This window comes from Psychroflexus sediminis (assembly GCF_900099815.1).
GTDB classification, from domain to species: Bacteria; Bacteroidota; Bacteroidia; order Flavobacteriales; family Flavobacteriaceae; genus Psychroflexus; species Psychroflexus sediminis.
Genome location: NZ_FNCW01000006.1, coordinates 36535 through 48069, shown reverse-complemented (window position 1 = coordinate 48069; position 11535 = coordinate 36535). Strand labels below are relative to the sequence as shown.

The 11535-nt window shown below is 38.9% G+C and carries 7 protein-coding genes; 4 read left to right on the top strand and 3 right to left on the bottom strand.

All coding sequences use genetic code 11. The annotated features are described in order from the left end of the window. The 3 genes from BLP81_RS07205 to BLP81_RS07195 are packed head-to-tail and all read right to left on the bottom strand — an operon-like array spanning position 1 to position 5692. Entirely contained in the window at positions 1–1149 is a 1149-nt protein-coding gene (locus tag BLP81_RS07205) for a SusE domain-containing protein (protein WP_093367927.1), read from the bottom strand. Between the two features lie 18 nt (positions 1150–1167). After that, positions 1168–2763 carry a RagB/SusD family nutrient uptake outer membrane protein gene (locus BLP81_RS07200; protein WP_093367763.1) on the bottom strand — a complete coding sequence of 532 codons (1596 nt, stop codon included), beginning with the start codon at positions 2761–2763 and terminating at the stop codon, positions 1168–1170. Between the two features lie 13 nt (positions 2764–2776). Continuing rightward, positions 2777–5692: a SusC/RagA family TonB-linked outer membrane protein gene (locus BLP81_RS07195; RefSeq protein ID WP_093367760.1), complete on the bottom strand. Its 2916-nt coding sequence runs from the start codon at positions 5690–5692 to the stop codon at positions 2777–2779. Positions 5693–5887: 195 nt separating this feature from the next. Between BLP81_RS07195 and BLP81_RS07190 the strand changes: the two genes are divergently transcribed. The 4 genes from BLP81_RS07190 (at position 5888) to BLP81_RS07175 (ending at position 11523) form a co-directional block, all read left to right on the top strand. Next, positions 5888–6931, top strand: a complete 1044-nt coding sequence (locus BLP81_RS07190; protein ID WP_093367757.1) for a LacI family DNA-binding transcriptional regulator — start codon at positions 5888–5890, stop codon at positions 6929–6931. A 109-nt stretch (positions 6932–7040) separates the two neighbouring features. Next, on the top strand, positions 7041–8552 hold the full coding sequence (locus tag BLP81_RS07185; RefSeq protein ID WP_093367754.1) for an MFS transporter: 1512 nt from the start codon (positions 7041–7043) through the stop codon (positions 8550–8552). A gap of 3 nt (positions 8553–8555) precedes the next feature. After that, entirely contained in the window at positions 8556–9215 is a 660-nt protein-coding gene (pgmB, locus tag BLP81_RS07180; RefSeq protein ID WP_093367751.1) for a beta-phosphoglucomutase, read from the top strand. Positions 9216–9237: 22 nt separating this feature from the next. Beyond that, a complete protein-coding gene (locus BLP81_RS07175; protein WP_093367746.1) occupies positions 9238–11523 on the top strand; it encodes a glycoside hydrolase family 65 protein in 2286 nt (761 codons plus the stop codon). The last annotated feature ends 12 nt before the right edge of the window (positions 11524–11535 follow it).

Below are 11535 nucleotides of genomic sequence, written 5' to 3'. Positions count from 1 at the left end.
TTATTCTACGATTGGAATCAATACATAATTTCCAGTCAGATCATTAAACCAAACTTCGTAAGTTCCAGCTGTAGTAGGGATGTTAGGTCCATTTATACTTCCGTAACCTGAAAACTCGGTATTTCCACCCCAGTTCACTCCCCAGTCATCTTCAGCTCTAAATTTCACTTCTCCATCGAAAAGCGCAATCTCTGAGATGTACCAGATGTGCGGATCAAAAGTAGATTGCGTCATATCTATATCCTGGTTCCAGCCTTCGTCAGTTCCGGTTGTACCAAAGCCTATAAGACCAATGGTATTATAAGTAGCAGAGCCTGCTTCTTCAAATGCAGTAAGAGTATGGGTTTTGTTTTCGGTATCCACTTCTAGGGTATAATAACCGTCACCATCAGCAATGGCAAATGCACCGGGGTCACCTCCAAGGTCTTCGCTGGTTTCAAGACTTCCGTCTTGCAGTCCCCATTGTGGTTGCCATGCACCTCTTTCTTCAAGCAGTTTGAATTCCCCGTCAATAAACCTTCCGGTGTAAGTAAACATATTTTCATTTTCTGGATTTCTTACCATTGGAAAATTGTTATTGTTATTGTCCCAACCTGAAGCGACAGAACTACCCACTAGATATAAGTTTGGAAGAACTGGAAGCGGTTCTGGTCCACCTGTAGAAATAATAATCACATTAAGAGTGGTTACTTCTGAAATGGTCTCCGGAGAGTTCTCTGCATTTTCAGTTCCAATTTGAGCCCTTACACGAAAGAAAAGCTCTCCGGTATCTGGATTATCTGTTTCTGGGTCATTGTCAAGTCCAGCTGCTTCAGCTAAGCTTAAAAGCTGTCCTACTGTTATGGCAGTCTGCTGATTTGTCGTTTCTGCCAAAACCACAGGTTCTGTAAACTCAAAGTCTGTTGAACCTTGTAATTCGTAAGTTACTGGGGTTGGCACTCCGAAATCTGGAGCCATCCAAACAAAACGTTCTGCATTATTTTGAGCGAACAATTCACTTAATAAATATTCACTTGAAAAATCGTTTGTAAACGATATTTGTTCTGGTGGGGCTTGGGTAGTGAATTCAATTGTATCATCATCACTACAAGCATTAAATGCAACTAGTGCAAAAAACACCATCATCAATTTTAAAATTTTATTTTTCATCATTTTTAGTATTTAATATTAATAACCAGGGTTTTGTGTTAAATTTTGATTTGTAGCCAAACTCGCAGAAGGAATCGGATATAGTGCTCTGAATTCATCTAGTGATGTTCCTGTACTTGGACCACCTTTAAAAGACCAGATGTATTGGTTTCCTGTATACAATCCGAAACGAATAAGATCCTGTCTTCTATGACTTTCCCAATATAATTCCCGTGAACGTTCATCGATTAAAAAATCAAGCGTCAGTTGAGTGGCACTTATATTTCCTGAAGTATCACCAAAAGCTCTTTCTCTTAAGACATTGACGTAACCTACAGCTGTATTAAGATCGCCACCGCCACCTCTCAAGTGTGCTTCAGCATACATCAGATAAGCATCTGCCAATCTGAACATTGGAAAATCCGTATCGGTAAAAAGCCTGTCAGATCCAAAATCTCCTGTTGAAGTTCTGTTGGAGTATTTTGTGATAATGTAACCCGTATTCGGATCACTGATTTCCAGGTTTATTGGACGATCTTCTGTGATCAGGGTATTTCTGGAATCGTTATCATATAAAGGATTTAGAATGAATTGTTCTGCAAATTCTGGTCTAACTCTAAAAAGACCGCCAAATCCGCCAGGATTCACTCCAAGGCTTTCTCCGTTTTGCTCCTGAGCGCCTACCTGACCTTGAATTAGGATGGTTGTTCCTCCAAAGTTTTGTGTGGTTTGACCATCGTTTACAATTGGAAAAATGATTTCATTTTGAGCGCCGTTACTGTCATTATCGGCTAGGAAATTGAATTGATAATCATCTACTAATTGATAGCCGGCATTTATAACGTCTAAACTTCTCGCTAAAGCCTGATCGTATCTGGCAGTTCCAGTATACACTTCAGCATTCAGATAGATTTTCGCTAAAATCATATTGACAACACCTTGATCAATTCTTGCGTATTCACCAGTATTTCCAGCAGGCAAATCATCAAAAGCTTCAAGAAGTAAGCTTTCAACCAAATCGAATAATTCAGTTCTGGACAATTCTTCACCCTGGATAAATCCAACCTCCATAGTCTCATCATAATAAGGCGCCTTACCAAACATATCCATTAAATGATAATAGGACAGTGCTTTTAAAGCTTTGGCTTCAGCTCTGTAAGTTTGAATCTCCTCTGCAGAACCAATTCCTCTGGCCTGAAGCAGTTCGTCTGAAGATTGTCTCAAAAATTCATTGGACAAGGCTACCGAAAACATAGCTCTGGAGTAAACTCCCCTTAGCAAAACATTTTCTGGAGAAGCTGAGTTTCTTTGAACTCCTCTAAGGCCTGGGTCATTTTCAAAAGTCCAAATAACTTCATCCGTAGATAAGTTTTGTAAGTTAAATAAACCTCTCATGTATTGTCCGGTTCCCGCATCTAGACCACCAATATTTGATCCGCCCGGATCGGTAAGAGAGGATAGGGATAAGTTGGCATAAACACCAGCCAAAGCTTGTTTATAGGCTTCTGCTGAAGTGTACACTTCGTCTGCCAAAATTATGTTTGGATCATTTACACCAACATCCAGGTCAGATTCACATGAAGAAAACAGCAGGGTTCCTATAAATGTGAGTAGTATGTATTGTTTAAGTTTCATAATTTAATTTTTTTTAAAAATTATAATTCACACCAAGTAAGTAAGTTCTACCTCTAGGATATATTGTATTATCAATACCACCACTTCCAAGTTCCGGATCTATACCAGAATAGTCTGTGATAATAAAGGCATTTTGTAATCCCATCCAGAATCTCAGGCTTGTACTGTCTTTATTGAAATTTTCTAGAGTATAACCAAGCGTAATGTTATCCATTCTTAAGAAAGAGGCATCTTCTAAATAGAAATCGGATAAAATGACATCCGGTGTTCTTGCAAATCCGGTTTCTAGAACCTGTACAGGTAAATTGTTTGGCGCAGCTAAATCTAAATTTCCAAGTTGAGCTCTGGAAGAATTCACATTATTGTAAATTTCTCCACCAATGCTTGCTCTCAAGTTAAAATTGAAGTCAAAATTTTTATAAGTCAGGTTAGACTGAAAGCCCATCAGCATATCTGCCTGTCCGTTTCCAGACACATAACGGTCTCTGTCGTCTATAGTACCATCTCCATTTATATCTGCATAGGCACCTTCAATAGGTTGTCCAGACTGATCGTACAATTGTGCATAGGTGAAAAAGGAATTTGGCCATTCACCTTCTCTTTGCACCTGAATAGTATTACCTGTTCCACCTGAAATACCACCAACAAAAATATCTTGACCGAAGGCCAAACGGGTTATTTCTCTGTCAAAAGCTGTGAAATTATAATTCACATCCCAATTTAAATCATCCTGTCTGATGACGTTATAATCTAGGTTAATTTCAACACCCTTTGAAACAAATTCGCCTATGTTTTGGAATCCCTGGTTAGAAAAGTTAGCTCCATCCGGGACCGGTACAAACGATAACAAATCATCAGCTGTTCTCTCAAACACATCTACAGACCCGGAAATTCTATCGTCAAAAAAGGCAAAATCCAGTCCCAAATTGATTTCTGTTAATATCTCCCAGCTAATATTTGGATTGGTGTATAAAGGCTGTAAAGGGACAATTGCATTAGGACCAAAGCGATACTGTTGATTAGATAAACCTCGTTGATATCGGCTTAAATAATCTGTTGTAGATGAAATATCCTGTTGACCAAGCTGTCCCCAGCCCGCTCTTACTTTTAGGTTACTAATAACCTGACTGTCTTTTAAAAAATCTTCTTCACTTATCTGCCATGCCCCGGATACAGATGGGAAATATTCAATTCGGTCCTCTGGATTAAATTTTGATACACCATCGCGTCTAATAGAGCCGTTTATAAAGTATTTTTCTTTAAAGCTTAAGTTGGCTCTACCGAAATATCCTATAAAAACGACATCATCCGCCACAGTTGTTCTCGGACCCTGGGCATTTGGATCTAAAATTTCACCAGTTGTGAAGCTTTCAGATTCAAATTTTTGGTAGGAATACCCAGCGGTTAATTTCACTCCAAAGTCTCCGTAATTATCGTCAAATATAAAATAAGCATCCGCAGAAGTATTGGTTCTTTTTTGTGAATAGCGAGATAAGTTTCCTATAAATTCTCCTTGTTCCGCATTTACACCAAGGGCACTAGTTCTAGGTCTGGAAAATGCACCCCCGCTTTCAGTTCTGTCAATACCTAAATTGGTAACCAAACTTAAGGCTGGTAAAAAATGAAATTTATAATCTAAATTCAGGTTTCCAAAAAATCGATCGGCATTACTCACATTTCGGGTTTGTAATAATTCCGCTACAGGGTTTCTTGGCACGTTCGAGGATGCAGAGCCATCGTTATCTCTAAATTCAAAAAAACCGCCATAAGGAGAACCGGGATCTCTAACAGGTTGAGTAGGATCAAAGGCAATAGCACTTCCTTCTACTCCTGCCGCAAATCTGTTATCTACATTACTGTAATTAGCATTTAAACCCACTTTCAAATGATCGTCAAAAAGTCTTGGATTTATAGATAATGAAGCGGTTGTTCTGTCAAATTTAGACGTTCTTCTTAAACCCTGCTGATCAGATCTGTTTAAAGATAAGCGCGTTGGGATTTCTCCAAACAAAGCACCCCTGGCGCTTAGGTTGATGTCTGAAGATACAGCATCTCGATAGATTTCATCCTGCCAGTTGGTGTTGGCTTCTCCGAGTTCATCAAGCCGATCTGGAAAATTGTCACTTACCAAAGTTCTAAATTGACTCGCGTTTAAAACATCAATACTATTATCTATTTTGGTTACGTTTCGCTGAACATCTAAAGTGACATTGAGTTCGCCTCTACCTTTTTTGGTATTGATGATAATAACTCCTCCGGCTGCTCTAATACCATAGATGGCAGATGCTGAAGCATCTTTTAATACCGAAAACGACTCAATGTCATTCGGATTGATAGAAGATAAGATAGATCGTGTTCCAGCTGCAGTCTCATTGTTTAATGGTAAACCATCAAGTACTATTAAAGGAGCATTGCTGGCATTAAAGGAAGAACCGCCACGAATTGTAATTTCAGAACCAGAACCGGGACCACCCCCTTTGGTTATAGACAGGCCAGGTACACGACCTTGTATAAGACTTTCTGAAGTTACAATATTTCCCTTATTAAAATCTTTTTCGGTTACAGAGGCTACAGAACCAGAGATGGATTTCACGGTCTGATCCCCATAACCAACAACCACGACTTCCTTAAGTGCTTCCGCATCTTCAACCATAGATACATTAATCCTTGTATTATTCCCATTAAATACAATGTCCTGGGTTCTATAACCTATGTAAGAAAAAGATAAAGTTTCACCTTTTTCTAAATCGATTGAGTAATTCCCGTCAAAATCGGTTGTTGTCCCTTTTGTAGTATTTTTAACTAAAATGTTAACACCAGGTATTGGCATACCGTTGTCATTCACAACAGTCCCGCTTACTGTGGACTGGGCAAAAATACTTATAGGTAAAAGCATTAGCAACAAACCTAAAAGTTTAATTGTTCGCATAGATTTTATTTTTGTGTTAGTAATGAGTTATATTTTTACTTCCAGAGTTAAAATTATGTAAACTTATCTCAATAACCTTAGCTGCACGTAAGCTACAACGTTTTCGTGTTGATAACTTTTTATTTTTTTCATTTTTTTAGGTCAATATTGAAGAATTGTTTATTTTGAAGCAATAATTTATCCTTATAATTAAAAATGAAACAAAAACCGACACTTAAAGTCATTGCCAAGGAGTTGGATGTCTCTGTATCTACCGTATCTAAAGCCTTAAGGGATAGTAAAGAGATTGGAGAGGAGACCAAAAACAAAGTCAAGGCCTTTGCTAAACTATATAATTACAGACCCAATAATATCGCCTTAAGCCTTAAAAATAAGAAAACTAAAACTTTGGGAGTCATTATTCCGGAAATTGTTCATCATTTTTTCACCACCGTTATTTCGGGTATCGAGCATTATGCCAATGATAAAGGTTATAATGTTATTGTAGGGCTGTCTAATGAATCCTTTAAAAAAGAAGTCATCAACCTCGAAATGCTGGCCAACGGAAGTATCGATGGATTTATCATTTCAGTAGCCAAGGAAACCCTTTCGGTTAAAGATTTCCATCACCTGTCGGAAACCATAGACCAGGGTATACCCATAGTCATGTTCGACAGGGTCATCGATGAAATTGAATGCGATAAAGTTATTGTTGATGATGTTAAAACCTCAAAAAAAGCGGTAGAGAAATTGATAAGCAGTGGCTGTAAACATATAGGTATTATCAGTACCAAAGATTACGTTAGTGTTGGTAGACTTAGAACTGAAGGCTATAAAAACGCTTTACAATCCAATGGTATTGAAGTTGACCCTGATTTGATTTTGAAAATCGATGATAAATTTAATTCTGATGACAACCTGGAGTTTCTTGAAGAGCAGATTCATGATTATTTTAAAAAGAATGCTGTGGATGGTCTCTTTGCCGTCAACGAACTTTATGCCATTACGGCTATGAAAGTCGCCAGGCAAAAAGGCCTCAAAATTCCGGATGATCTTCAAATTATTGGATTTACAGACGGAGTGCTTTCAAAGCATGCCTATCCGCCGCTCACTACGATAAGTCAGCATGGCTTTGAGATGGGCGAAGAAGCTGCAAAACTTCTTATTGAACGGCTGGAAAATACCAATGATGAAGAAGAACCTTTTAAAACCACTATCGTTAAAACGGATATCATCGACAGGGAAACCACAAAATTGTAGAACTTAAAAATTTAAATATATTTGCAGGAAACAAGGCTATATTTTTACTTCCATTAGATAGGCTTTGTTACACATAAAGTTTATCGTTTTAATTTATAAATTAAACGATATGCAAAAGCGAAAGCTAAGTTTTTGGGAAATCTGGAACATGAGTTTTGGTTTCCTGGGCATTCAATTTGGATTTGCTCTACAAAACGCAAATACGTCAAGAATTTTTGAAACCCTTGGTGCAGATGTTGAAGATATCCCCATTTTGTGGATAGCCGCACCTGTCACCGGATTGGTGGTTCAGCCCATCGTAGGCTATTTTAGTGATAGAACCTGGACCAGACTTGGCCGCAGGAAGCCCTACTTCCTGGTTGGTGCTATTTTAGCCTCTATCGCCTTATTCTTTATGCCTAACTCACCGGAACTGTGGGTAGCCGCAGGAATGCTCTGGATCATGGATGCTTCCATAAATATTTCTATGGAACCTTTTAGAGCTTTTGTAGGAGACAATTTACCTGAAGAACAACGCACACTTGGTTTTGCCATGCAAAGTTTCTTTATAGGGATAGGTGCGGTTGTTGGATCTGCATTACCTTATGTGCTCACCAACTGGATAGGGATTTCCAATACCGCAGCAGTAGGAGAAATCCCCGACTCTGTAAAATGGTCTTTTTATATCGGAGGTGTTATTTTCTTTCTAGCGGTCATGTGGACGGTTTTATTTTCAAAGGAATACTCTCCTGAAGAACTGGAGGCCTTCGAAGAAAATCGTGACGCACAGAAAGTAGAACCTAAGACTGAGCAGGAAATCAAAAAAAACATCTCCATGCAAACCAAAGTGGGGTGGATTATGATTTTAATTGGAGCGGTGGTTTCCTACTTTATTTATGCCAAGGGTCTCACCAAAGAATTGTACATCCTTTTTATAGGTCTCATCATCGTTGGGGTTTTGTTTTTAATTGTTTCAGAACTAAGGAAAAAAAGAATTAAAAACGGATTTACCAATATCGTTTCGGATCTTCTGAACATGCCCAAAACCATGAAACAACTGGCCTGGGTTCAGTTTTTTTCCTGGTTTGCACTTTTTTCCATGTGGATTTATACGACTCAGGCTGTAACAGGTCATGTGTTTAATACAGAGGATACGACTTCTCAACTTTACAACGATGCCGCAGACTGGGTCACAGTTATGTTTACGGTTTACAACGGTGTAGCTGCTTTAGTTGCTTTTGCTCTGCCTGTATTGGCAAAACGTACAAGCAATAAATTTACACACATGCTTGCGCTTACTTTGGGTGGCATCAGTTTAATTTCCATTTATTTTGTGACTACGAAACTGGGACTTATTTTGAGTATGATAGGGGTAGGTATAGCCTGGGCTTCCATTTTGTCTATTCCATATGCCATGCTTTCAGGTTCCTTACCTTCTTCTAAAATGGGATATTATATGGGGGTTTTCAATTTTTTTATCGTGATTCCGCAAATTGTGGCGTCTACCATTTTAGGCTTTATCGTATCCAGTTTATTTGACAGTCAGCCTGTTTACGCCTTAATCATAGGAGGAGTTGCAATGATTTTAGCTGGACTGTTTACCCTCAATGTGAAAACGAATTCAAGACTTAACAAAGATTAAAACATGACAAAGGCATTTATATTCGATCTCGATGGAGTCATCGTGGATACCGCAAAATTTCACTTTTTAGCTTGGAAAAACCTGGCTGAATCTTTAGAAATTTCTTTTTCTGAAGAAGAAAATGAACAGCTCAAAGGCGTCTCAAGAATTAATTCACTCCAGAAAATCCTGAAATGGGGTGAAAAAAGCATTTCTGAAGGTAAGTTCAATAGCCTGATGGCTCAAAAAAATGAAGAGTATTTGTCTTTTGTAGACCGGATGTCCGAGAAAGACATATTACCAGGTGTTTTGGAGACTTTAACTTACTTGAAAGAAAACAATTACCCTATCGCCCTCGGCTCTGCCAGTAAAAACGCCAGACGCATCTTAACCAAAGTCGGGCTTACTTCTTATTTTGACCACATCGTTGATGGTAATGAAGTTTCCAAAGCCAAGCCAGACCCTGAAGTATTCCTGAAAGGGTGTGAGCTTCTGGAAGTTGAACCTGAGCAGGCTATAGTTTTTGAAGATTCTCAGGCGGGAATTAAGGCTGCAAATACAGCAAATATGATTAGTGTAGGTATTGGGGACAAAGCCGTGCTTAGAGAAGCTGACTTTAATTTTGAAGGCTTTACAGAAATCACTGAAGACACCTTAAAAACTCTGACCAATTTCAAGAAATAAAAATATTTTAAAAAAGACAATAATGAATCAAGATTATATCACACCCAACCCGTGGTCAATTATAGAAGATGGCTTTGAAGTAGATCGCGTTCAATCTTCAGAAAGCCTCTTCAGTATTGGAAATGGGTCTATGGGACAGCGTGCCAATTTTGAAGAAACCTATACGGGTCCCAGTTTTCAGGGAAGCTACATAGGAGGAGTGTATTATCCAGACAAGACCAGAGTGGGCTGGTGGAAAAATGGCTATCCCGAGTATTTTGCCAAAGTGCTCAATGCGCCCAACTGGATTGGTATCAACGTGATAATCAATGATGAAATTCTCGATTTATTTAGTTGTAAGAAGGTAGAAAACTTCAGGCGTGAGCTTAATATGAAAGAAGGCTGGCTCGGCAGAAGTTTTGAAGCCACCTTGCAAAACGACATCACTATAAAAGTAGATATTAAACGTTTTTTGAGCCTGGATCAGGAGGAATTGGGTGTCATTGATTACCATATCACACCCCTAAATTCAGAGGCTAAGATCACATTTATTCCTTATTTAGATTCGGGAATCACCAATCAGGACACCAACTGGGAGGATCAGTTTTGGAAGACCACCAACAAGGAGGTCAGTGATAAACAGGGTTTTATTGAAAGCCATACCCTGAAAACATTTTATCACGTCTGTACCTTTATGGAATCTCATTTATTTCTGAATGGAAATAAATCCGAAACCAAAGGAAAGCCCCTTCAGAAAGAGATTGAAGTTTCTATTTCCTTTGAAGAACAGGTAGCTCAAGGGAATACGCTGAGCCTTCAGAAATATGCAGGCTATACCACTTCACTAAATCACGATAAATCCGAACTGATTTCAGCGGCAACATCAGTCTTGGAAAAAGCGACTTCAGAAGGATTTGAAGGTCTTTTGAACACGCAAAAACAGGCCTGGAGCGAGATTTGGAAAATGAGTGACATCAGTATTGATGGGGATGTGAAAGCACAGCAAGGCATCCGTTTCAATATTTTTCAGTTGAACCAGACTTATACAGGAACCGATCACCGCTTGAATATTGGCCCCAAAGGATTTACAGGTGAGAAATATGGCGGAAGTACCTACTGGGATACCGAAGCCTATTGCATTCCGTTTTATATGGCAACCAAAGACCAGCAGGTAGCGAGAAATCTGTTGAAGTACCGTTACAATCACTTGGAAAAAGCCATTGAAAATGCTGAAAAACTTGGGTTCACAAATGGTGCTGCCTTATATCCGATGGTAACCATGAATGGTGAAGAATCTCATAACGAATGGGAAATCACTTTTGAAGAAATTCATAGAAACGGGGCTATTGCTTATGCTATTTTCAATTATCATCGCTATACAGGGGATTACTCCTATATCCCGGAGATGGGCCTTGAAGTGCTTATCGCTATTGCCAGGTTCTGGGAACAGCGAGCGACTTTTTCAACTCAAAAAAACAAATATGTTATTCTCGGAGTTACTGGTCCAAACGAATACGAAAACAATGTCAACAATAACTTTTACACCAATTATATCGCCAAATGGTGTATAGACTATGCTGTAGAAAACCTGAGAAAGGTTGAAATAGAGTATGCGACCGATTATGAACGCATTCTTCAAAAAACAAAACTGACCACGACCGAGATTGAATCCATGCTCGAGGTGGCGGACAATATGTATTTCCCTTATTCTGAAGAGCATGGCGTTTACCTGCAGCAGGATGGATTTTTGGATAAGGAAATGGTGAAAGTGGACGATTTAGATCAGGATATGCGCCCTATCAATCAGCACTGGTCCTGGGATAGAATTTTGCGTTCTCCTTATATCAAACAGGCGGATACCCTGCAGGGGTTTTACTTTTTTGAGCATCATTTCAAGAAAGAAGAGATCGAGAAGCATTTTGATTTTTACGAGCCGTTTACCGTTCACGAATCCTCGCTTTCTCCCTGTGTACACAGTATTCAGGCTGCATTGCTGGATAGAATGGAGCAGGCTTATGCGTTTTACTTAAGAACCTCGCGTCTGGATCTTGATGATTATAATAAAGAGGTGAAGGAAGGCTGTCATATCACCAGTATGGCCGGGACCTGGATGAGTATTGTCGAAGGTTTTGGCGGAATGCGGGTAAAAAATGATCAACTGCATTTTGCTCCAAAAATCCCTAAAGAATGGACTTCCTATTCTTTTAAGGTTAACTTTAGGGATCGCATTTTGAAAGTGGAAATCGGTCATGATAACACAAATTTCACTTTAGAAAAAGGAAATCAATTGCAAATTGTAGTCAACGGAGCTACAGTTGAAGTCAAATAAAAAATAAAAGAC